Consider the following 22,291-nt stretch of genomic DNA (forward strand, 5'->3'; position numbering starts at 1 on the left):
AAAACCAAAGCAAATCAATGCTTTGGTTTTTTTATCTAGACACTGTACTCTTTTTAAGAGTTCATGATGTCTTCAATCTCTTCAATCTCAATTGGAATATTGCGCATTAAATTAAAAGGCTCTCCAGATTTTTGAATTACAACATCGTCTTCTAAACGTATACCGAAACCTTCATCAGGGATATAAATTCCTGGTTCTACGGTGAACACTTGGTTTTCTCTCATTGGTTCTGTTAAAATACCATAATCATGAGTATCTAATCCAATGTGATGAGATGTTCCATGCATAAAGTATTTTTTATAGGCAGGCCAATCTGGGTTCTCATTTTGTACATCAGCTTTGTCTAATAAACCTAAACCTAGAAGCTCAGAAGTCATTATTTTACCAACTTCAACGTGATATTCTTCCCAAAGAGTTCCTGGGACTAACATTTTTGTGGCCTCATTCTTAACACGATTTACTGCGTTATAAACTTCTGTCTGACGATCGGTGTATCTTCCTGAAACAGGAATTGTACGCGTCATATCACTTGCGTAATTCGCATATTCTGCACCAGCATCAATTAATATTAATTCGCCTGCTTTACATTGTTGGTTGTTTTCAATATAATGTAGAACGTTAGCATTATTTCCTGAACCAATAATTGGAGTATAGGCAAACCCTCTAGAGCGATTGTTTAAGAATTCATGCATAAACTCAGCTTCAAGATTATATTCCCAAACGCCAGGCTTAGTGAATTTTAAAATTCGTCTAAATCCTTTTTCAGTAATGTCACAGGCTTGCTGCATTAAGGCTAATTCAATAGGATCTTTTACGGAACGTAAACGTTGTAAAATAGGATTACTCTTAGCTACAGAATGTGCAGGATATTTTTCTTTTAGCCATTTTGTATAACGGTCTTCACGTGTTTCCGTTTCAACGTTAGCTCTGTAATGTTCGTTAGTGTTAATGTAAACGGTGTCACATTGAGTCATTAATTCGAACATAATTTTTTCCATGTCCTTTAGCCAATAAACCGTTTTGATACCAGAAGTTTCAAAAGCTTTTTCTTTGGTTAATTTTTCACCTTCCCAAACAGCAATATGGTCATTAGTTTCTTTTAAGAATAAAATTTCACGATGTTTTTCTTTTGGGCAATCAGGGAACAGTACTAAAATACTTTCTTCCTGATCAACGCCACTTAAATAAAAAATATCACGATGTTGTTGAAATGGCATGGTGCTGTCTGCACTAATTGGGTAAATGTCGTTTGAGTTAAAAACGGCTAAACTGTTAGGCTTCATTTGAGCCATGAAGTTTTTGCGGTTTTTGATAAAAAGTTTGTTATCTATTAAATCGTATTTCATGTGAATGTAATTTTCAAAGTTGGATGCCACACTGAGCGCAGTCGAATAAATATGGTAGTAAAGGCTCAAGGTTTTCGACTGTGTCCAAACTGACATTTGAATCTGTGTTTTTGAGCGTCCCAAAAATAATCAAACAAAACGGCAAGGAAAAGTGAAACGCTACAATCTCATAAATTTTAAGAGACTTTTAAGAGGATTCATTCGTAATTGGTTAAATATGGGTTTTACATTTCTAATTAAATTCATTCTAAATAAATCAATTATCAAGAGCCGTTGTTGGGAAAACGTTAATTGCAATGTATCTTTGTTTGACTAAAAAAATAAAAACTACAATGAGCGGAATTCTAAATTCGTCGATTGGAAGAAAATTTGCCATGGCACTTTCGGCTTTCTTCCTAATGATTTTCTTATTACAACATTTTGCAATTAACCTATTATCTGTATTTAGCGCAGATACCTTTAACGAAGTATCTCACTTTATGGGTACCTTTTGGGCGGTTCAATATGTTATGCAACCTATTTTAATTTTTGGTGTTATTTTCCATTTTATAATGGGATTTGTTTTAGAAATTAAAAACAGAAAAGCGCGTACAATTAGCTATGCTAAAAACAATGGAGCTGCAAATTCTACATGGATGAGCAGAAACATGATTTATAGCGGCTTGGCAATTTTAGCTTTTATGGGTTTACATTTCTATGATTTTTGGTTTCCAGAAATAAACACTAAATATATTCAAGGTGATATGTCTGGATTGCTTGCCAATGGTGACTACAGATACTTTGAAGAACTACAACATAAGTTTGTAGATGTATGGAGAGTAGCTTTATACTGTGTTTCTTTTGTATTCTTAGCACTTCACTTATTACACGGATTTAGCTCTGCATTTCAATCAGTTGGAGCAAATAATAAATACACAAAAGGTTTAAAAGGATTTGGAAAAGCTTATGCTATTATAATTCCATTAGGATTCATTTTTATCGCATTATTCCATCACCTTAACAACTAAAAAACATCTAATATGGCTTTAGATTCTAAAATACCAGATGGTCCAATTGCAGACAAATGGACTAATTACAAAAACAATATCGATCTTGTAAACCCTGCAAACAAACGTAACATTGATGTTATTGTTGTTGGAACAGGATTAGCAGGTGGTTCTGCTTCAGCGACATTAGCTGAATTAGGTTATAACGTAAAAGCATTTTGTTTCCAAGATTCTCCAAGACGTGCACACTCTATTGCAGCACAAGGAGGAATTAACGCAGCAAAAAACTACCAAGGAGATGGTGATTCAACTTACAGATTATTTTACGATACTGTAAAAGGTGGAGATTACCGTTCTCGTGAAGCTAACGTATATCGTTTAGCTGAGGTTTCAGCAAATATTATCGACCAGTGTGTGGCTCAAGGGGTTCCTTTTGCACGTGAATATGGTGGATTATTAGATAATCGTTCGTTTGGTGGAGTATTAGTATCTCGTACTTTTTACGCTGCTGGACAAACAGGACAACAATTATTATTAGGAGCTTACTCTGCTATGAACCGTCAAATAGGTCGTGGTAAGATTAAAATGTACAACCGTCACGAAATGTTAGACGTGGTGATTGTAGATGGAAAAGCTCGAGGAATTATAACACGTAACTTAATTACTGGAGAAATTGAAAGACATTCAGCTCACGCTGTTGTTCTTGGAACTGGTGGTTATGGTAACGTATTCTTCTTATCAACTAACGCGATGGGAAGTAACGTAACAGCGGCTTGGAAAGCTCACAAACGTGGGTCTTACTTTGCAAACCCTTGTTATACACAAATTCACCCAACATGTATCCCGGTTTCTGGAGATCATCAGTCTAAACTTACGTTAATGTCTGAGTCTTTAAGAAATGACGGACGTATTTGGGTTCCAAAAAATATTGAAGATGTAAAAGCAATTCGTGAAGGTCGTTTAAAGCCAACTGAAATTGCTGAAGAAAATAGAGATTACTACTTAGAGCGTCGTTACCCTGCATTCGGTAACTTAGTGCCTCGTGACGTTGCCTCTCGTGCAGCTAAAGAGCGTTGTGATGCTGGTTACGGTGTTAACGCTACAGGTGAAGCAGTTTATTTAGATTTCGCTTCTGCTATTGAGCGTTACGGAAAAGAGCAAGCTACCGTTAGACACTTAGATGTTAACGATAAAGCACTTGTTAAAAAATTAGGTCAGGAAGTTGTAAAGAACAAATACGGAAACTTATTCCAAATGTATGAGAAGATCGTAGATCAAGATCCTTACAACACCCCAATGATGATTTATCCTGCGGTTCACTATACTATGGGTGGTCTTTGGGTAGATTATAACTTAATGACTACAGTTCCTGGATTATACGCTATTGGAGAAGCAAACTTCTCTGACCACGGTGCCAACAGACTTGGTGCTTCGGCATTAATGCAAGGTTTAGCGGATGGTTATTTTGTATTACCATACACTATTGGTGATTACTTATCAGATGATATTCGTACAGGTCCTATTTCTACAGATTCAAAAGAATTTGAAGAAGCAGAGAAAAACGTAAGAGATTTACTTAACCGTTTATTAAATAATAAGGGTAAACATTCTGTAGATTATTTCCATAAGAAATTAGGAAAAATCATGTGGAATAAAGTTGGAATGGCTCGTAACGTAAAAGGCTTAACGGAAGCAATTCAAGAAATTAGAGAACTTCGTGCAGAATTCTGGAAAGATGTTATGGTTCCTGGTACAAATGAAGAATTTAATGAGGAATTAGCAAAAGCAACTCGTGTAGCAGATTACTTAGAATTAGGTGAATTGTTTGCAAAAGATGCTTTACATAGAGAAGAGTCTTGTGGTGGTCACTTTAGAGAAGATGCTGTTGAAGAAAGCGGTGAACAAAAAGGTGAAGCAAAACGTGACGATGAAAACTTCGCGTATGTAGCAGCTTGGGAATACAAAGGAGAGCCAAGTGATGCTGTTTTACACAAAGAGCAGTTAGAATTTAAAGATATTGAATTAAAACAAAGATCATACAAATAAGGAAAACTATGAATTTAACACTAAAAATTTGGCGTCAAAAAAACGCAAGTGATAAAGGAAAAATGGTTGACTATAAGGTCAATGATATTTCACCTGATATGTCTTTCCTTGAAATGCTCGACGTTTTAAACGAACAACTAGTTTATAAAGGAGAATCTCCTGTAGCATTTGATCACGATTGTCGTGAAGGAATCTGCGGAATGTGTTCTTTATATATTAACGGAGAAGCTCATGGTCCAGACCGTGGCGTAACAACTTGTCAATTGCATATGCGTATGTTTAAAGATGGCGATACGATTACTATCGAGCCATTTAGAGCAACTGCATTCCCAGTAATAAAAGATTTAGTTGTAGACAGAACAGCTTTTGACAGAATTCAACATGCAGGAGGTTTTGTTTCTGTAAATACTTCAGGAAATACTATTGATGCAAATGCAATTCCAGTAAACAAACATGATGCAGATGACGCTTTTAGCGCAGCAACATGTATTGGTTGTGGTGCTTGTGTAGCTAGTTGTAAGAACTCAAGTGCTATGTTATTTGTTGGAGCAAAAGTTTCTCAGTATGCATTATTGCCACAAGGTAAAATTGAAGCTACTGACCGTGTATTAAACATGGTAAAACAAATGGACGAAGAAGGTTTTGGTAACTGTACTAATACTGGAGCTTGTGAGGTAGAATGTCCTAAAGGAATTTCTTTAGAGAATATTGCACGTATGAATCGTGAGTACTTAGCAGCAAGTCTAAAAGGTTAATAATTTCCTGTATCTACAGGAACATCATTTATATAAATCCCAAGGTATTATCTTATCTTGGGATTTTTATTTTCATATATCTCGAATACAATTCACCACTATGCAAAAGCCAAATACATTTTATAAAGAACAGATAGATCTTAATCAAATAGAGTCTAAACGCATTTTTAAACATCTTAGCTTATTAAGTATTCTAAGACTTTCTGTTTTTGTTCTTACGGTTTTTGGAATCTATTCGATGCTCCCAAATTGGCAAATAGTTGTTGGAATTACGGTCGTTGGGATTGTAGCATTTTTATTGCTATTATCAAGATATACTGATTTAAAGGCAAAACGAGATTTATATAAACGTCTTATTAATATTAATGAAGATGAATTAAAAATAGCAAATGGTGATTTTTATGATCGCCCTGATGGTGCGGAATTTCAAAATCCAAAGCATTTTTTTAGTCTTGATATCGATCTATTTGGAAAAGGTTCTTTCTTTCAATTTATAAATAGGACGGCCATTAATGAAGGCACTTTAAAACTGACGGAAAACTTATTGTCTAACGATATTACCAATATATTGGAGCGTCAAGAAGCTATTAAAGAATTAGCAAGCTTACCAGAGTGGCGTCAAAATTATACAGCAGTCGCTCAAGGCGTCGAAATAGAACATTCGGCCAACTCAATTATTAATTGGCTTAAACATTATAAATCCTTTTTAGGGAAATTTCAATATGGTCTAACAATGGGTTTCAGTATCGCATCCTTAGTTGTGATAAGTTTGGGAGTTGCTGAAATTATTCCAATGTCAATCATGGGCTATTGGTTATTAGTTGGGCTGGGTATAACAGGTGTATATTTTAAAAAAATTGGCAACCTCGCACAACATACAGGCAGAGCGAAAGATACGTTCAGACAATATGCCTTACTATTACAAGCTATTGAGAATGCCGAATTTGATTCTGAATTATTGAAGTCAAAACAAGAACTTATTCAGTCTGAGAATGTAAAAGCGTCAGAAATATTTTCGAAATTCTCAAAAGCTCTTGATGCTTTAGATAATAGGAATAATTTGATTTCATTGGTGTTGTTTAATGGGTTCTTCCTCGTGGATATTAGAAACACGTATAAAGTTGAACAATGGGTATGTAAATATTCGCATAAGGTTGAAGATTGGTTTGAAGTAGTTACATTTTTTGATGCCTTTAATAGTTTTGGCAATTATGCATTTAATCATCAGAGTTTCACTTATCCTAAATTAACTGAAGAACCAATTACGATATCCGCAAAAGGCTTAGGTCACCCACTTTTAAATCCTGAAAAACGAATTGATAGTGATTTAGATTTAAAAGAGGAGCAGTTCTTTATTGTTACAGGAGCTAATATGGCAGGAAAAAGCACATTTTTAAGGACTGTAGCGCTTCATATTGTTATGGCTAATGTTGGACTTCCTATTTGTGCAAACCAAAGCAAATACAAGCCTATTAAGTTAATCACAAGTATGAGAACGACGGATTCTTTAACGGATGATAGTTCGTATTTCTTTAGTGAACTCACTCGATTAAAATTTGTCGTAGACACCATTGAGAATGATAAAAACTATTTTGTAATTCTTGATGAAATATTAAAAGGCACTAACAGTACAGATAAAGCCATTGGTTCTAGAAAGTTTGTTGAAAAGTTAGTGAAGCAAAATGCCACAGGAATTATAGCAACACACGACTTAAGTCTTACAGAAATAGAAACGGAATTAGAGGCGGTAAAAAACTATTACTTCGATGCAGAAATTATAAATGACGAATTATTTTTCGATTATAAACTAAAGCAAGGCGTTTGCCAAAACATGAATGCGAGTTTCCTCTTGAAGAAAATGGAGATCATATAGGAATGATAGTATGTCATTCTGAAAGAATAATAACAACGTAAAAACAATCACTAAATAAAAAACCCTCTCTATTGAATAGAAAGGGTTTTTTTATTGGATAAGAAAGAAATTCTTAAGCCTCAAAAGGCTCTATAGAAACGTAAGACTTATTGTCTTTTTTCTTAGTGAATTTCACTAAACCATCAACTTTAGCGTGTAAAGTGTGGTCTTTTCCTTGATATACGTTTTCACCTGGGTGGTGAGTATTTCCACGTTGTCTTATGATGATGTTACCAGCAACAGCAGCTTGTCCACCAAAAATCTTAACGCCTAAACGTTTCGATTCTGATTCTCTACCGTTCTTCGAACTACCAACTCCTTTTTTATGAGCCATAATCTTAAGGTTTTATTTTGTTAATATTAATGCAATTGAAAATATTACTTTTCAATTCCACCGTCTAATCTGTCTTGTAATTCTTTTAACTCGTCCCACTTACCGTCAGCAGCTAATCTTGCTTGCTTTGGCCAAGTATCAGTAACGATGTGTGCTAATCTAGAGCTTGCTTCAGAAAGAACATTACTTAATTCTTCTGGCTTAGCGTTAGCAACTTTTTCGAAAGTTTCGTAACCTGCGTTTACCAATGCTTCAGCAGCTTTTGGTCCTGCACCTTCAATTTTCTTTAAATCATCTGCCTTACCAGTTGCTTTTTTAGCTTCTGCTTTTGGCTCAGATTTTTTTGCCTCTTTCTTAGGGGCAGCTTTCTTAGCTCCAGAAGCAGTAATGCCTTCAATTACGATTTCAGTTAAAGATTGTCTGTGTCCGTTTTTCACACGGTAACCTTTACGTCTTTTCTTCTTGAAAACAATAACTTTGTCACCTTTAAGGTGCTTTAAGACTTTTGCACTAACCAGTGCTCCGTCTATAGCTGGGGCGCCTAAAGTAACATTGTCACCATCACCTATTAAAAGAACGTTGTCAAACTCTACGTTTTGACCTTCTTCAGTAGATAAACGGTTAACAAAAACTTTTTGGTCTTTTTCAACTTTGAATTGATGCCCTGCTATCTCTACAATTGCGTACATAGCGTAACGTTTTTATTAATTTGTTTATAAAAAATGTACTTTCTTTTCTGAAAGCGGATGCAAATATACTTCTAAATTATTAATGTACAAACGTTTTGACCGTTTTCGGATAGATTTTAAGTCCGTTTTTTTGATAAGATGAACTATATTTATTATAGTAGGTACTATAACTGACCGAATTTTCACATTTAATTATGTTAAAAAGCATAAGGTTTCCCTATTTTTGTGAAAGTTCCTGTAACATATTACATTAACTATAGACCTATACTTAAAACACAATCTAATTTTAAAGAAAATTACAATGAAAAATTATTTACTGGCTTTAGCTTCTTTGTTGCTGATTAGTCATCAAGCAAAAGGGCAAGAGGTTAAATTTGAGGAATTTGACCTAGACAATGGATTGCACGTTATCCTTCATCAAGATAATACAGCACCTGTTGTGATTACATCTGTTATGTATGATGTTGGAGGAAAAGATTTTGGAGGTACTGCAGATGCGCCTCGTACTGGTTTCGCTCACTTTTTCGAACATTTACTTTTTGAAGGATCAGAAAATATTGCACGTGGTGAATTCATGAAAATTATTCCTGCTAACGGAGGAAGATTTAATGCAAATACGTCTCAAGACAGAACTTATTACTATGAACTTTTTCCATCAAACAAATTGGAGTTAGGTTTGTGGTTAGAGTCAGAACGTATGTTACATCCCGTAATTGACCAAGTTGGTGTTGATACCCAAAATGAAGTAGTAAAAGAAGAGAAACGTCAGCGTTACGAATCTCCTTACGGTAAAATATTTGAAACTCTAGGAGCTAATCTTTTTGAAGTTCACCCATATAAGCACCCAAATATTGGGTATGCAGAGGATTTAGATGCTTCTACACTTGAAGAATTTAATACTTATTTTAAAGATTATTATGGACCAAACAACGCGGTTTTAATTGTTGCGGGTGATATTGATACTGCTAAAACAAAAGAATTAGTAAAGAAATATTTTAGTGAAGTTAAGAGAGGTCCAGACGTAGTTCGTAATTTCCCAAAAGAACAACCAATCACTGAAACTAAAAAAGCTCAAGCTTTCGATAAAAATATTCAAATTCCAGCGATTCTTGCAGCATACAGAACACCTGGATTTGGAACAAGGGATGCTTATATTTTAGATATGATTTCTACGTATTTAAGTGGAGGTAAAAGTTCTGTGCTTTATAAGAAATTAGTTGATGAGCAAAAACAAGCTTTACAGGTTGCAGCTGTTAATATTCCACAAATGGATTATAACATTTTTGCGATGTTTGCTCTTCCTTTAGGAGAAGTTCCTTTAGATACTTTGTTAACTGAAATAGATGAGGAAATCGTCAAAATGCAAAACGAATTAATTACAGAGCGTGAGCACCAAAAATTGATCAATCAATTTGAAAATCAATTTGTAAACGCTAATTCTAATATTGAAGGTATTGCTAGTTCACTTGCAACTTATTACTTGTTATATGGTGATGTAAACCTAATCAATAAAGAAATTGATATTTACAGATCTATCACAAGAGAAGATATACAAGCTGTAGCTAAAAAATACTTAAGTCCAAATCAGAGAGTAGAAATTGAATACTTACCTCAAAATGACGAACAATAAGATGAAAAAAACATATAATATGAAAACTAAACTATCTGCATTTATTTTGCTGTTTTTAATATCAGTAGTAAATGTGAATGCGCAATTAGATCGTTCTAAACAGCCTGAAGCTGGGCCAGAACCAACGATATCTTTAAAAACTCCTATGGAGTTTGAATTAAAAAATGGATTAAAAGTTCTTGTTGTTGAAAATCACAAACTTCCAAGAGTTTCTTATTCTTTAAATATTAATAATAAGCCAGTTATCAATGGCGCGAAAGCGGGAGTTGAAAGTCTAATTGGAAGTATGTTAGGAAACGGAACTACATCTATTCCTAAAGATGAATTTAATGAAGAAATTGACTTCTTAGGTGCAAGTTTAAATCTTGGAATTTCTGGTGGTTATGCAAGTTCTCTTTCAAAATATTCTGAAAGAATTTTGGAACTTATGGCTGATGCAGCAATTAATCCATTATTGACAGAAGAGGAATTCAAGAAGGAAAAAGAAAAACTTATTGAAGGTCTTAAAACAGAAGCTAAAAGTATAGATGCTATTAGTGGTCGTGTGGGTGATGCCTTATTATATGGTGCAAAACATCCTTATGGTGAATTTGTAACGGAAGAAACAATTAACAATGTATCTTTTGGTGATGCTGTTGCTTATTATGAAAAGCACTTCAACCCTAACAACGCTTATTTAATAATCATTGGTGATGTAGATTTTAAAACGGTTAAAAAGCAAGTAAAGAAATATTTCAAAGATTGGGAGCAGTCTGTTGATGTATCTTCTAATGTTCCTGCTGTGACTCCAAATGCACAATACACGCAAATCAATTTTGTTGATTTACCAAATGCATCTCAGTCAAGTATCTCTATTCAAAATAGTGTTGACTTCAAAATGAATGATAAAGATTATCATGCTGCTCTAATTACAAACAACATCCTTGGTGGTGGAGGTGAAGGTTACCTATTTAAAAACTTACGTGAAACACATGGTTATACTTACGGTGCCTATTCTAGAATAAGTGCTAATAGATATGGAGCAGGTAGTTTTAGCGCATCTGCTAAAGTAAGAAACATGGTTACTGATAGTGCTGTTGTTGAAGCTTTAAAAGAAATTAAAAGAATTAAAACGGAGCCAGTAGATCCTCAAACTCTTGAAGACGCAAAAGCTAAGTATATTGGTAATTTCATTATGGGATTAGAAAATCCTCAAACCGTAGCGCGTTACGCTTTAAATATCAGACTGAATGATTTACCTGAGGACTTCTACGCAACCTATATTCAAAAAATTAGTGAAGTAACGGCAGAAGACGTTCAACGTGTAGCTAATAAATATATTAAGCCTGAAAATTCAAGAATTGTAATAGTAGGTAAGGGTAGTGAAGTATTAGAGAATCTTGAAAAAACGGGAATTCCAATCATGTATTACGATGCTTATGCAAATCAAGTTGAAAAGCCTGTATTTACGAAGCCGTTACCAGAAGGTTTAACTGCTGAAGCTGTAATTAATAATTATATTACTGCTATTGGTGGAGCAGATAACTTAAGTAAGGTGAATACTTTATTGGTTAATTCTGATGTAACTATCCAAGGCGCTCCATTCAAGCCAAAAGCTACAGTTAAGCAAATGGCACCAAATAAATCTTCTATGGAGATTGTTGTTGAAGGTATGGGAACTTTAATGAAGCAAGTATTTGATGGAGAAACTGGATATATGGAGCAGCAAGGTCAAAAAAGACCAATGGATGAAAAAGCATTAGCTGCAAAGAAAGCTGAAAAAGGATTGTTTCCAGAATTAAGTATGGACCCATCATCTTTAAAACTAGAAAGCGTCATGACAATTGAAGGTGCTGACGTTTATAAAGTTAAAGTTGAAAAAGAAGAAATGGATTCTTACAGATATTACGATGCAAAAACAGGTCTTTTAGTGAGAACAGAAGAAACTGCTGAAATGCAAGGTATGACTATGACAACAGTAACAGATTTCTCTGATTATAAAGAAGTAGATGGTTTAAAGTTACCAAACACGATGACAGTAACTACAGGGCCACAAGTTTTATCTTTTGAAACTACAGAAGTTAAAATTAACGAAGGTGTATCTGATGCTGATTTTAAATAATCAAAAAGTACTTTTATAAATAGAAGAAACCGAAGCGAGAGCTTCGGTTTTTTTGTTTCTCCTATTTTTTAAAATTTGATGGAAGCTTAAAATCCTTAGTTTAAGTGCGATTAGATTATTTAGTTCTATTGGATAAATACACACCTACCAAAATAAGTAATGCTGCTAAAGCCTGTATAAAGCTAAATGCCTCTCCATCTAAAATCCCCCAACCTAAAGCGATAATTGGCATTATGTACGTTACTGAAGATGCGAAAACCGGTGTGGATAATTGTACCAATTTAAAATAGAGCACCTTTGCCATGGCCGTTCCAAAAACTGAAAGAATGGTGACATACAATAAAGCATTTCCGAAGGCTGGCTTATTAAATGTTTCTGAAGAAAAGAAATTGCTAAATATGAGAATAATTAAAGCTGGTATTGTAATAAACACATAATTACCTGCAGCAATAGCTAATGGCTTCACATCTTGTAAATAGCGTTTAATAATATTAACATTGGCCGCATACATTATGGTAGATGCAATAACAAATCCCGCATAAAGATAATTTTGACTTGGGTTAAGTTCAGATCCTTTTAATATTAAAATAGCTGTACCAATAAATCCAATTAAGACACCAATTATTTGTCTTTTGGTTGATGTAATTTTAAAAATAGCTAAGCCAAGTAATAATGTGTTAAGAGGTACAAGAGAATTTAAAATAGAAACAATCGCGCTGTCAATTTCCGTTTCTGCAATAGCGAAAAAGAATGCAGGTATAAAAGATCCTAGTAGGCCGGAAACTAATAACCACTTCCATTTAGATTTTGGAATTGTTTTGAGTTGATTAAAACCCACAACAATTAAAATAACACCAGAAATAATTGTTCTTAAAGCTCCAAGTTGATAAGCGTTTAATCCAAGCAGTGATTTCTTAATTAAAATAAATGAACTGCCCCACACTAGAGATAGTGTCATGAGATAGACCCACTTAGGATTAAGGTTTTTCATACAAATAGATGATAAAAGAATCACAAAATTCGTTAATTGTCTCGCAAGGAACATCAATTATTGGTAGATTTAACCAAAATATTAATAGTTAAAATCTATGAAGACATTTAAGACATTAAGTATTGTTGCAATTATTGCTTTAGTTTTTACTTCTTGTAAGAACGAATCACAACCAGAAGTTAAAACAGTAGAGGTAGAAGTGACTAAGAAAGAAGTGGCTTCAACTCTCGATCCTAATGCTACTTATGCAAAGGTAGAATTTGGTATTGATGGTATGACTTGCGCAATGGGTTGTGCTAAAATCATTGAAAAGAAAATGGCGAAGATGGAAGGTGTAAAGTCGGCAAAGGTTGATTTTGACAAACGCTTAGCAATGGTTGAGTACGACGAAGCAAAAGTAACTCCAAAATCTTTAGAGGAAGCCGTTGGAAGTGTTGCAGATATTTACAAAGTAAAAGATATGCATAAAGTTGAAAAGTTCGGGACTGAAGCTAAAGTATGTAAAGAAGACTGTAAAAAGGAATGCTGTGCTAATAAAACCGAGGCAGAAAAGAAGACTTGTGCAAAAGATTGCAAAAAAGCATGTTGTAGTACAGAAGAAAAGCAAGCAGAGTAATTAACATACTCAATAAAATTATATTAAAAATGCCATCCTTTCGGATGGCATTTTTTTATGGTACTTGAAGTAAAATAAGAGCTAAAATAAAGCATCCAACAGGTAATAACCAAAGTAGGTAAATGGATGTGTCATTTCGTTTGGATTTCGCATTTAAAACAGTTCTTTTGCGTCCGTTATATCGCATCCAATTCTTGAATATAATAAATAAGGCAATTAGACTGTATATTACCCAAAACTTAGTAGAAGACATTAAATCCATTTTCATTTGACTGGCAAAAGCCAAAAAGAACGCGGCCAAAGCAAGAATGATAGATAGCTCTAGTATAATGATATAAAAGAGAGCAATACTCAAGCTTTTCTTTCCAGACGTTTTCTTATAATGGTTAAAAACAGATATGTAATAATTATCAATAAACGATGCCATAGATATAAGGTATAAAAAAACAAAAACCTGCTAATTCACTAATCAGCAGGTTTTGTCACTATTTTAAATTGTTTAGTTTGGAGCTATAATCTCTAAGTTATCGATTTGGTAAGCACCATCTAAAATTTCATTAGTACCTGAACCTACATATTTAAAAGCAACATATAAGGTTCCAGAGTAAGAAGATATATCAATTAAACCTGAGTCTACCCACTCATACCATGAATTTGATTGTGTCGCTAAGTCAGCTGCTACAGGAATCCATGTTGCAGATAAAACATTAGAACCATCGTAATCTGTAGAAACAAAAACTTCTAAAGTATTTTCAGGAGAATCTAAGTGATGTTGTGCTGTTTTAAATTTCAAGAACTCATTGTCTTGAGCGTCCATATCAATACCAGGTGTTACTAACCAAGCAATATTTTCAGGATTACCTGATCCAAATGAACTTAACTCAGTATAACCATTACCATCAAAAGTTTTTTCTCTCCAAACTCTAGATCCAGCTTCGGCAAAGTTTGTCCATCCTGGGAAATCTAAATTTGTATTATTTACCGCAGATTCAAAATCTTCTGAAAAGATGGTGCTGAAATCAGAAGGATCTAATAAAGAACATCTCTCACCATTCATATTCACATCGTCAGTAGAGTTTAAAGCTAAGATTAAACTAGCGCCATCAAAAGTTTTACCAACAACAGCTGAAATAGTTCCATTTCCTGTAGGTAAAGATTCGTTTTTGAAGGTTGCAAAACCACTAGTCTCTAATTTAAAGTAAGTGTAATCAAAACCACCACATGCTTGCATAGTTCTTTTAGTGTCATATACTTCATTTGGATCGAAATATGTTTGTCCTGCTAAACTTTCAGGGAACTCAACATTTTCAACACTAACAAAGATTCCTACGTGGTCGTTAGTAAGTTCAGAAAAAGTAACAACTTTTGGAGTGATTTCTTCAGTTACAGCAGTTCTAAGAACTTGTTTTTTAATTTGAATTTCGTTTAAACTTAAAACTTTCGTTCCAAATTGATCAGTTTGAATAGCACCACCTATTGTAGTAACACCATTTCCAACGCGTTCCTCACCAATGTATAAGCCTTTAAGGTTAATAACCACTTCTCTTCCTAAGTTAAACTGGTTATAAGTATCAACTTGGTTTAAAATTACCTTAATACCAGCTGTTGGATTTGATGGGCTGTCTTGAATAAAGAACTCTTTAAAAAAGTTACCTGTGTGATCTGAAGAAGACACATATCCTTTAACATAAACATCTGTATCAATTGGTTCTAATACACTTCCAGGTGTGTAAAGTGCCTTAACTTGCGCAAAAGATATCTCAGTTGCTGTAGCCATTAGTTCTTCAACTGCTGCGTTTTCTTCGTCTCCTAAGCTACTTGGAATCGTATAATCATCATCTTGAACACAAGATGTAATAGCTACAGAAGCTATTAGGACCATTATAAATTTTAAAATTTTACTCGTTTTCATAATTGTAGTATTATTTATTAATTTTTCTTTTTCTAGAATCTTACGTTTAAGTTAACAAAATAATTGGCACCACGACCATACCAGTATTTTGAACCGAATTTTGGTTTACCGTTTGCGTGGTCATCTCTTAGTGATCTGAAGTTGGCATTTCTACCTTGTTCAAATCCACCAGTTCTATAAACTTCGTCTAAAACGTTACCTACACTTGCAAATAAACCGATAAAATAATCGCCTACTTTCCAAGATTTTCCACCCACAAGGTTAACTACCATATAGTCGCTAAACTTTTCTTGCTTTAATAATTCAGTTGCCAATTCTTCGTCGTAATCGTTCATTGGTAAACCATCAGAATCTAAGTAGAAGTTTTTCGTTCTAGTTAATGTGTTAATATCTACGTAAGTATTTGAAAAGAAGTTTGCTGTAGCTCCAAACCACCAGTAGTCAGGATCTCTGTACTCAAACCCAACAGATGCGGCTCTTTGAGGACCTCCTGCTAGTTTGTAATCTTTCAAGTTCGCTTGACCAAATGAAATTGAACCATCTGGAGTGTTGAAGCTTGAAGACGTTAAGTATAAGTCTGGATTATTGTCATAAGTGTATTGTCCAACAGAAGCAGCACCTTTTAATTTAATAGTTGGAGTTACTTGTGCTTCTATACCAATTTCAGCACCAAAATGCTTCTTATCTACACCTTGTAAAACTTCTTGTACGAAAGCTGAAGTATCATTATCTTCAATAGCGTTTCCACCACTTAAACCATCAGCATAGTAAAATCCTACTTCGTTTGCGTCTTCTATTTTAGAATAGAATCCAGTTAATTTAGCAGTAACAATTGGTGATCTGAAAATATAACTAAGGTCTCCAGAAGTTACAATCTCTTCACTTATATTCTTTACAATTGTATGGTTTTCTCTTGAGTTAGAGAACGTATTACGTAAGTTAGGAGCTCTTGAAATATAACCAGCATTAGCATCGATTAAATGTTTTCCAGAGATTTTATAAGTTAAACCGGCTTTTGCACCAACACCTGTGAAAGAAATCTCATCTCCTTTACCGTAAGATTTATCTCCTAGGAATCTACTGTGTTCCCATAAACCTTCTCTTTGATATGTAGTGTTTGTTACGTTAGCAGATAAGTAAAAATCTACTTTGTTATATTTAAATTGCCCTTGAGCATAAGCAGAAATTACATCAGCATATAAGTTGAAGTTATATCTGTACTTGTCACCTTCACCTAAAATTCGATTTGGGTTTTTATTATCGTACTGGAATCCGTCAAAAGTATCAACGTTAGAAAGTCCAACTTTAGAACCTAATAAGTCAATAATATTTCCAAAATTTTCAGACTTTAAGTTCTTGTAGTTAATAGCTCCATTAACTATAATATTATCATTTATCTCAGTGGTTAAGATAGAGTTTAACGTTAATTGAGTATCATCCGATCTGTCTTCGTATAAGGCATAGGCAGCACTAATATCATTGATGTTATTAGTAACGTTTGCATCTAAGATTCGGTTCCAATCAATCTGACCATCATTTATAAATTCTTGCTCCGCTAAATAAGCACCAGCTAAATCATCTCTGTCTATATAATAGCTTGGTAATTTTTGATAATATGCTGGACTTGGATTTGCACCACCACCATAATCTAATCTACTATTACTCAATTTACCAAATTGGTACCCAACGTTGGTGTTAAGTCTTGTTTTAGAAGAAATATCCCAATAGTGGTTTAACATAAAAATTGGCTCTTCAACTTCTTTAATACGAGAGTTGCGTTGTTCTCCATCTAAATGCCCCCAGTATTCGTTATATCTAATGCCTTTAAGGTCATATACTTCTTGAGTGTTTGGAGAAGATTTTCCTCTTCTGTTAGGTGTGTAAATAGAAGTAAAGTTTAAGCTGTGCTTATCGTTAATTTTCTTTTCAATTGAAGCAAAGAATGAATTAGAATCATAAAGAGTAGCGTCTTGATAACCTTCTTCACCCCAACGTCTACCAATCATAAAAGCATAAGACCAGCCTCCTTCAACTAAACCAGAAGCATAACTTGCCATTGCACGGTTCGTATAACTTCTATTAGAAGATGAAAAAGATAAACGTCCGCCTTTTCTATAGCTTGATGCTCTTGTAATAATATTAGAAGTTCCTAAAACTCCACCGAAATTATATTCTGAAGGGGTTAAACCAGACGTTAACACTTGGTTACGCATCATATCATTTAAACCTCCCCAATTACTCCATTGTGGTCTTCCGTTGAATAGTTTGTTCATTTCAATTCCGTTAACTAAAACAGAACCATTTTCAGAATCTAAACCTCTTACTTTAAAGAATGACGAACTAAATTCGAAGGCCGCTGTTCTTTGGAAAATGTCTAATGAAGATGATAGTAAGCCGGAAATGTTATCTGCTCCACTAGTATCGTCATTAAGTTCATCATCTGAAAGCGTAATTGTAAACATGTCTTGTACGTCAGATACATCAATATCTAAAGTCATATCAGTAATGTTTACCGTTTGTCCTTCATTTACAACAATAGGATAACGTTTAGTTACATATCCCAATTTAGAGATTTGTAAAACCTGCTCTCCTAATGGTACATTGCTAGAGAAAACGAATTCTCCAAACCCATTAGTTAAAGTGGTTTGTTGTGTGCTTTCAATCGTAATTGTTACATCAGGAATTGGTTCTGAAGATGCAGCGTCTTTTACACTACCCTTTACAATAGTGCTTTGAGCCATCATTGTAAAAGAAGAAAAAACTCCGAATAACAAAATAATTAAACTTTTTTTCATACCTAAATTTCAAGTTAATAATCTTTTTGTCCTAAATAATAGTTATTTAGGGCTTGCAAATTTACATTATTTATAATAAATATCTACTTTTGGCGTAAGATTTGTAATGTAAATACTGTTAATTAAAAATCCTTTAAATGAAAAGCTTAAGAGTCAATTTAATAATATTATTTTTCTTAGCATTTATAAGTATAAGTGCACAAGAAAAGAAAAAGTACAAAATCCATACAGTTGCTTTTTATAACTTGGAGAATTTGTTCGATACGATCAATGACCCCTTGAAATATGATGAAGCTAGTCCTATCATGGAAATGAATGCGTCCATTAGAGGAGAAGTCTATGAGAAAAAAGTAAAAAATATGGCAAGAGTTATTGCCGATATTGGTGCTGATGATACTAAAAACTCTCCTGTAATTTTAGGTGTTTCAGAAGTTGAAAACAGAGACGTCCTTGAAGATTTAGTAAATGATCCACAGTTGTTAAAAAAGGATTATGGGATTATTCATTATGATTCACCAGACAAAAGAGGTATCGATGTAGCTTTATTATATCAAAAAGCATTTTTTAAGCCAATTACGACAAGTTCACATGAGCTTTTAATTTATGACGACCTTTCTAGAAAACGTGTTTATACGAGAGATCAATTATTAGTTTCTGGGGAATTAGATGGAGAGTTAATTCACGTAATCGTTAATCACTGGCCGTCTCGAAGTGGTGGTGAGGCTAGAAGTAGATCTAAACGTGTTGGTGCTGCAAAATTAAATAAACGTATTATTGATTCGCTTCAATCTATTGACCCTTACGCTAAAATTTTCACTATGGGCGATTTTAATGATAATCCTACAAATGAAAGTATAAAAGGTGTTTTAAAAGCAGAGCGTAAAGAAAATAAGGTGGGTTTAAAAGGTGTTTTTAACCCCTACGAAAACATGTTTAAACAAGGTCTAGGATCGAACGCGTATAGAGATGCATGGAGTTTATTTGATCAAATCTTATTTACACAACCACTTTTGGAAAAAGATTACTCTTCGTTTAGGTTTTATAAAGCAGGAATTTTCAATAAACCTTATCTAACTAACAAGCAAGGGAAATATAGAGGCTACCCATTTAGAAGCTTTGATTTTGGAGGTTTTACTGAAGGCTTTAGTGACCACTTTCCTGTGTATGTATATCTTATTAAAGAAGTAGAATAAACACAGTATTGAATAAAATTGTAAAGTAATAGTTTACCACAAAAAAAGCGTCTAGAAATTAATTTAGACGCTTTTTTTTGTGGTTTGTTGGATTAGATTAAAACCAAAGATTCCATGGAATTTTAGCTAAAACTAAAACTAAAGCTAGGGTATAAAAAATAGCCAATAACTTAAATTTTGGTTTCGATGTTAGTTTCTTTTTATGTTTAGAATAACCGATAGTTACTAAAGCAACAGCAATAGTCATAGTTAAAGGGTGCTCAACAATAAGATTCCTTAATTCGGAATTCTTCATAATTTCGCCCATACCACCGACTTCTTCTATTACGGAAAAATAGTCCTTGACAAAATACAATACAATACCAATTAATAGTTGGATATGCATTGCAATTAAAGTGAATAATGAAAGTCTAAAATCTTTTGCGTCGAATTCCTTATTTCCAAAGAATTTAATAAGCGCATTAAACGTGGCAAGTACTAATACTATAAGTACTAAATAAGCCCATTTCGAATGTATAAATTGAACAATTTCCATATTTTAAAGTTGATTTGTTTCTGCAAACATAAGGATTTGCACTTGAAAGTAATTACTCCGAAATCGTAATTTTATGTTTCAGCTCATTTCCAAGCTCGTCTGTAACAGTTACCATATAGGTTCCTGGACTTGGTAAAATGGCCATGTCGTGCATATCCTTAGTGCTTCCTATATAGTAGTCATCAAGATACCAATACACTTCCAACTCTGGTTTTGAATGGGCTAATTTCAAGATTAAATCATTCGTTTTGCCATCGAAATCTTTAGGTAAATAAATGGTACTTTGTTGGTTAGGATAAATGAATTGCATTGAAACTTCTGAAGATTCTAAACAATCACTTCTATAAGGTGGAAGCGGTTTGTAAAACGGATTCTTAGTTTTATAATAATAGGCTTGTAAAGGAGGAAGAATGAACCAAGGCTTACTATTGATATTTGAAGTGGCCTCACAAGAGGAGTTGATTTGATAACGCTCAGATTCATCTAAATGAACGAGTTTGTGAAACGGACAAGCTTGGGTTTTTTGACCACTTGCTTGAATAAATCGGAGTTCTGTATCATCGCAGATTGAAGACGCTCGATAACCACTTTTCTTGCAGATATTTACTTCTAACATTTCGTCAAAAGGTTTGGCAAACCAATCACTTTTTGGTAATAAGTCGAATACTTCAAATAAAATCGGAGCTGCCGTTTGCACACCAACTAAGCCTGGTCGACCTTCACCATCAGCATTGCCTACCCAAACGCCAACGACATAATCTGATGTGGTACCAATGGCCCAAGCATCTCTAAACCCATAACTAGTTCCGGTTTTCCATGCAATTTCCTGAGAAGAATCGTAGTATTCCCAACTTTCATCACTTTCTGGTCGGTTCACTTGTTTCATACTTTCATAAGTTAGAAAGATGGATGCGGCATCAAAAACTTCTTTTTCGTGAGTCAATGTTCCAAAATCGACGGACTGATTAGCATTGAAAATAGGTTGACGAAATTCATTCGAATAATACTGACTCGAATTGGCATTAAAATGATTTAAAGTTGAAGACATGGCGGCATAACTTTTACACATATCCCATAAACTGCTTTCTGCGCCACCTAAAATTATAGATAAGCCATAATGATTAGCATCGTAGGTGAGATCTTTAAGTTTAAGAGCTTTTAAATAATGGTAAAATCGAGATAATCCAAACTCTTGAAGCATTCGAACTATCGGAACATTTAAGGAACGAGATAAAGCTTCATTAGCATGGACTGCGCCATCAAAAGTTTGATCGTAGTTTTGAGGTTGATAAGTCCCGTAATGAGTGGGGACATCAGCTACCAAAGTATGGGGTAATAAATCACCAGCATCAAGCATTGCTGCATATAAAAACGGCTTTAAAATACTCCCTGTACTTCTGGGTTTATCTATAATATCTACATTGTTTTGATGTTCTTTATCCGTTGGAGAATTGCCAATATAGGTTAGAACTTCTCGAGTTTTTACATCTAAAACCAGGATGGAAAGGTTATGAATTTCATTTTGTTTTAAATGATTATGATGTTGTTTTGCTATAGCATTCGAACGTTCTTGAAGTGCAAAGTCAATCGTTGTTTTTACGCGTTCTCCTTTATGGGTTTGAGCTATTTTTTGAAGTAAATGTGGCGCAATTTGAGGGAGTGGATACGGTTTTTGTGGTAAAGTCTCTGCAAGCGCTAATTCGTAGGTTAGCTTACCAATCGTGCCTTTGTTGAGTAGTTTTTTTAACAATCGATTGCGTTTTGCTAATAAAAGTTTCTGATTGTTTCCTGGATAAATCAAGCTTGGTGCATTTGGAAGCACGGCTAAGGTGGCACTTTCTGCCCAAGAAAGGTTCGAGGCATCGCGATTAAAATAGCGCCAAGAGGCCGCATCAATTCCCACTACATTTCCGCCAAAAGGTGCATGACTTGCATAGAGATTTAAAATCTCATCTTTCGAAAGTCTGAACTCTAATCGCGTGGCAAGTATTAGTTCTATGAATTTTTCGAAGTAGGTTCTTGATTGTCCTTTTCGAGAGAGTCTAATCACCTGTTGTGTTAATGTACTTCCACCTCGTTTTACAGTTCCAGCACCTAAATTTTCTTTTAAGGCTTTAAAGATTGAAACCGGATTAAATCCTGGGTGCTTGTAAAAATATTCATCTTCAAAAAGGAGTATACAATTTTTGAATTTATCCGGAATACTAACACTTGCCGGAAATCGCCATTGACCATCGTCTGCAATTAGTGCTCCTAATAATTCATCGGATTGGCTGGTAATGACCGTTGCGGTTGGATCTTTAAACAACTGCTTCGGTAAACAAAAATAGTAAGCAACAAGAGTTAAAAGGACTACGGCCGATTTAATCTTGTTGCGTCTTATGAAGTTAATAATCGATTTCATTTACAGATTACTGTCGCCTTTTGCACAGTTGAAGTATGTCGTAATT

General features: G+C 34.2%; 17 protein-coding genes. 8 read left to right on the plus strand and 9 right to left on the minus strand.

Annotated features, from left to right (window positions below):
* Positions 1-53: 53 nt before the first annotated feature.
* A complete protein-coding gene (locus DFQ11_RS04250; protein WP_110474577.1) occupies positions 54-1,346 on the minus strand; it encodes an aminopeptidase P family protein in 1,293 nt (430 codons plus the stop codon).
* Between the two features lie 332 nt (positions 1,347-1,678).
* Between DFQ11_RS04250 and DFQ11_RS04255 the strand changes: the two genes are divergently transcribed.
* The 4 genes from DFQ11_RS04255 to DFQ11_RS04270 all read left to right on the plus strand — a co-directional run bounded on the left by DFQ11_RS04255 (position 1,679) and on the right by DFQ11_RS04270 (position 7,006).
* Positions 1,679-2,353, plus strand: coding sequence for a succinate dehydrogenase cytochrome b subunit (locus DFQ11_RS04255; protein ID WP_110474579.1), 675 nt, complete (start codon positions 1,679-1,681; stop codon positions 2,351-2,353).
* Between the two features lie 12 nt (positions 2,354-2,365).
* Entirely contained in the window at positions 2,366-4,378 is a 2,013-nt protein-coding gene (locus DFQ11_RS04260) for a fumarate reductase/succinate dehydrogenase flavoprotein subunit (RefSeq protein WP_110474581.1), read from the plus strand.
* 8 nt (positions 4,379-4,386) lie between these two features.
* Positions 4,387-5,133 carry a succinate dehydrogenase/fumarate reductase iron-sulfur subunit gene (locus DFQ11_RS04265; protein ID WP_110474583.1) on the plus strand — a complete coding sequence of 249 codons (747 nt, stop codon included), beginning with the start codon at positions 4,387-4,389 and terminating at the stop codon, positions 5,131-5,133.
* A gap of 100 nt (positions 5,134-5,233) precedes the next feature.
* Positions 5,234-7,006: a MutS-related protein gene (locus tag DFQ11_RS04270; RefSeq protein ID WP_110474585.1), complete on the plus strand. Its 1,773-nt coding sequence runs from the start codon at positions 5,234-5,236 to the stop codon at positions 7,004-7,006.
* A 112-nt stretch (positions 7,007-7,118) separates the two neighbouring features.
* Here DFQ11_RS04270 and rpmA read toward each other — a convergent pair whose 3' ends face one another.
* Positions 7,119-7,379 (minus strand): 50S ribosomal protein L27, encoded by a 261-nt coding sequence (rpmA, locus tag DFQ11_RS04275; RefSeq protein ID WP_110474587.1) that lies wholly within the window; start codon positions 7,377-7,379, stop codon positions 7,119-7,121.
* Positions 7,380-7,423: 44 nt separating this feature from the next.
* Positions 7,424-8,068 (minus strand): 50S ribosomal protein L21, encoded by a 645-nt coding sequence (gene rplU, locus DFQ11_RS04280; protein WP_110474589.1) that lies wholly within the window; start codon positions 8,066-8,068, stop codon positions 7,424-7,426.
* A gap of 301 nt (positions 8,069-8,369) precedes the next feature.
* Here rplU and DFQ11_RS04285 point away from each other — a divergent pair, with 301 nt between their 5' ends.
* Both DFQ11_RS04285 and DFQ11_RS04290 read left to right on the plus strand, forming a co-directional pair.
* Entirely contained in the window at positions 8,370-9,698 is a 1,329-nt protein-coding gene (locus DFQ11_RS04285; RefSeq protein ID WP_110474592.1) for a M16 family metallopeptidase, read from the plus strand.
* Between the two features lie 19 nt (positions 9,699-9,717).
* Positions 9,718-11,799 carry an insulinase family protein gene (locus tag DFQ11_RS04290; protein WP_110474823.1) on the plus strand — a complete coding sequence of 694 codons (2,082 nt, stop codon included), beginning with the start codon at positions 9,718-9,720 and terminating at the stop codon, positions 11,797-11,799.
* Between the two features lie 115 nt (positions 11,800-11,914).
* Here DFQ11_RS04290 and DFQ11_RS04295 read toward each other — a convergent pair whose 3' ends face one another.
* Positions 11,915-12,790: a DMT family transporter gene (locus DFQ11_RS04295; RefSeq protein ID WP_110474593.1), complete on the minus strand. Its 876-nt coding sequence runs from the start codon at positions 12,788-12,790 to the stop codon at positions 11,915-11,917.
* Positions 12,791-12,887: 97 nt separating this feature from the next.
* Between DFQ11_RS04295 and DFQ11_RS04300 the strand changes: the two genes are divergently transcribed.
* Positions 12,888-13,406: a cation transporter gene (locus tag DFQ11_RS04300; protein WP_110474595.1), complete on the plus strand. Its 519-nt coding sequence runs from the start codon at positions 12,888-12,890 to the stop codon at positions 13,404-13,406.
* A gap of 55 nt (positions 13,407-13,461) precedes the next feature.
* On the opposite strand, the gene DFQ11_RS04305 is transcribed toward DFQ11_RS04300, so the two are convergent.
* The 3 genes from DFQ11_RS04305 to DFQ11_RS04315 all read right to left on the minus strand — a co-directional run bounded on the left by DFQ11_RS04305 (position 13,462) and on the right by DFQ11_RS04315 (position 18,113).
* Positions 13,462-13,833 (minus strand): hypothetical protein, encoded by a 372-nt coding sequence (locus tag DFQ11_RS04305; RefSeq protein WP_110474597.1) that lies wholly within the window; start codon positions 13,831-13,833, stop codon positions 13,462-13,464.
* A gap of 72 nt (positions 13,834-13,905) precedes the next feature.
* Positions 13,906-15,318, minus strand: coding sequence for a DUF5689 domain-containing protein (locus tag DFQ11_RS04310; protein ID WP_110474599.1), 1,413 nt, complete (start codon positions 15,316-15,318; stop codon positions 13,906-13,908).
* A 32-nt stretch (positions 15,319-15,350) separates the two neighbouring features.
* The gene (locus DFQ11_RS04315; RefSeq protein WP_110474600.1) at positions 15,351-18,113 is read right to left on the minus strand and encodes a carboxypeptidase regulatory-like domain-containing protein; all 2,763 of its coding nucleotides are present in this window, start codon (positions 18,111-18,113) and stop codon (positions 15,351-15,353) included.
* 137 nt (positions 18,114-18,250) lie between these two features.
* On the opposite strand from DFQ11_RS04315, the gene DFQ11_RS04320 reads away from it, so the two are divergent.
* Positions 18,251-19,306, plus strand: a complete 1,056-nt coding sequence (locus tag DFQ11_RS04320; protein WP_110474601.1) for an endonuclease/exonuclease/phosphatase family protein — start codon at positions 18,251-18,253, stop codon at positions 19,304-19,306.
* 97 nt (positions 19,307-19,403) lie between these two features.
* Here the strand turns inward: DFQ11_RS04320 and DFQ11_RS04325 are convergent, their stop codons facing one another.
* Both DFQ11_RS04325 and pbpC read right to left on the minus strand, forming a co-directional pair.
* The gene (locus DFQ11_RS04325; protein ID WP_110474602.1) at positions 19,404-19,841 is read right to left on the minus strand and encodes a hypothetical protein; all 438 of its coding nucleotides are present in this window, start codon (positions 19,839-19,841) and stop codon (positions 19,404-19,406) included.
* Positions 19,842-19,893: 52 nt separating this feature from the next.
* A complete protein-coding gene (pbpC, locus tag DFQ11_RS04330) occupies positions 19,894-22,245 on the minus strand; it encodes a penicillin-binding protein 1C (RefSeq protein ID WP_110474603.1) in 2,352 nt (783 codons plus the stop codon).
* Between the last annotated feature and the right edge of the window lie 46 nt (positions 22,246-22,291).

This window comes from Winogradskyella epiphytica, assembly GCF_003217215.1.
Taxonomy (GTDB): Bacteria; Bacteroidota; Bacteroidia; order Flavobacteriales; family Flavobacteriaceae; genus Winogradskyella; species Winogradskyella epiphytica.

Excerpts from the sequence above, each read along its gene's own strand:
- DFQ11_RS04250 (WP_110474577.1), bottom strand. The coding sequence starts at position 1,346 with ATGAAATACGATTTAATAGATAACAAACTTTTTATCAAAAACCGCAAA.
- DFQ11_RS04255 (WP_110474579.1), top strand. The coding sequence starts at position 1,679 with ATGAGCGGAATTCTAAATTCGTCGATTGGAAGAAAATTTGCCATGGCA.
- DFQ11_RS04260 (WP_110474581.1), top strand. The coding sequence starts at position 2,366 with ATGGCTTTAGATTCTAAAATACCAGATGGTCCAATTGCAGACAAATGG.
- DFQ11_RS04265 (WP_110474583.1), top strand. The coding sequence starts at position 4,387 with ATGAATTTAACACTAAAAATTTGGCGTCAAAAAAACGCAAGTGATAAA.
- DFQ11_RS04270 (WP_110474585.1), top strand. The coding sequence starts at position 5,234 with ATGCAAAAGCCAAATACATTTTATAAAGAACAGATAGATCTTAATCAA.
- rpmA (WP_110474587.1), bottom strand. The coding sequence starts at position 7,379 with ATGGCTCATAAAAAAGGAGTTGGTAGTTCGAAGAACGGTAGAGAATCA.
- rplU (WP_110474589.1), bottom strand. The coding sequence starts at position 8,068 with ATGTACGCAATTGTAGAGATAGCAGGGCATCAATTCAAAGTTGAAAAA.
- DFQ11_RS04285 (WP_110474592.1), top strand. The coding sequence starts at position 8,370 with ATGAAAAATTATTTACTGGCTTTAGCTTCTTTGTTGCTGATTAGTCAT.
- DFQ11_RS04290 (WP_110474823.1), top strand. The coding sequence starts at position 9,718 with ATGAAAACTAAACTATCTGCATTTATTTTGCTGTTTTTAATATCAGTA.
- DFQ11_RS04295 (WP_110474593.1), bottom strand. The coding sequence starts at position 12,790 with ATGAAAAACCTTAATCCTAAGTGGGTCTATCTCATGACACTATCTCTA.
- DFQ11_RS04300 (WP_110474595.1), top strand. The coding sequence starts at position 12,888 with ATGAAGACATTTAAGACATTAAGTATTGTTGCAATTATTGCTTTAGTT.
- DFQ11_RS04305 (WP_110474597.1), bottom strand. The coding sequence starts at position 13,833 with ATGGCATCGTTTATTGATAATTATTACATATCTGTTTTTAACCATTAT.
- DFQ11_RS04310 (WP_110474599.1), bottom strand. The coding sequence starts at position 15,318 with ATGAAAACGAGTAAAATTTTAAAATTTATAATGGTCCTAATAGCTTCT.
- DFQ11_RS04315 (WP_110474600.1), bottom strand. The coding sequence starts at position 18,113 with ATGAAAAAAAGTTTAATTATTTTGTTATTCGGAGTTTTTTCTTCTTTT.
- DFQ11_RS04320 (WP_110474601.1), top strand. The coding sequence starts at position 18,251 with ATGAAAAGCTTAAGAGTCAATTTAATAATATTATTTTTCTTAGCATTT.
- DFQ11_RS04325 (WP_110474602.1), bottom strand. The coding sequence starts at position 19,841 with ATGGAAATTGTTCAATTTATACATTCGAAATGGGCTTATTTAGTACTT.
- pbpC (WP_110474603.1), bottom strand. The coding sequence starts at position 22,245 with ATGAAATCGATTATTAACTTCATAAGACGCAACAAGATTAAATCGGCC.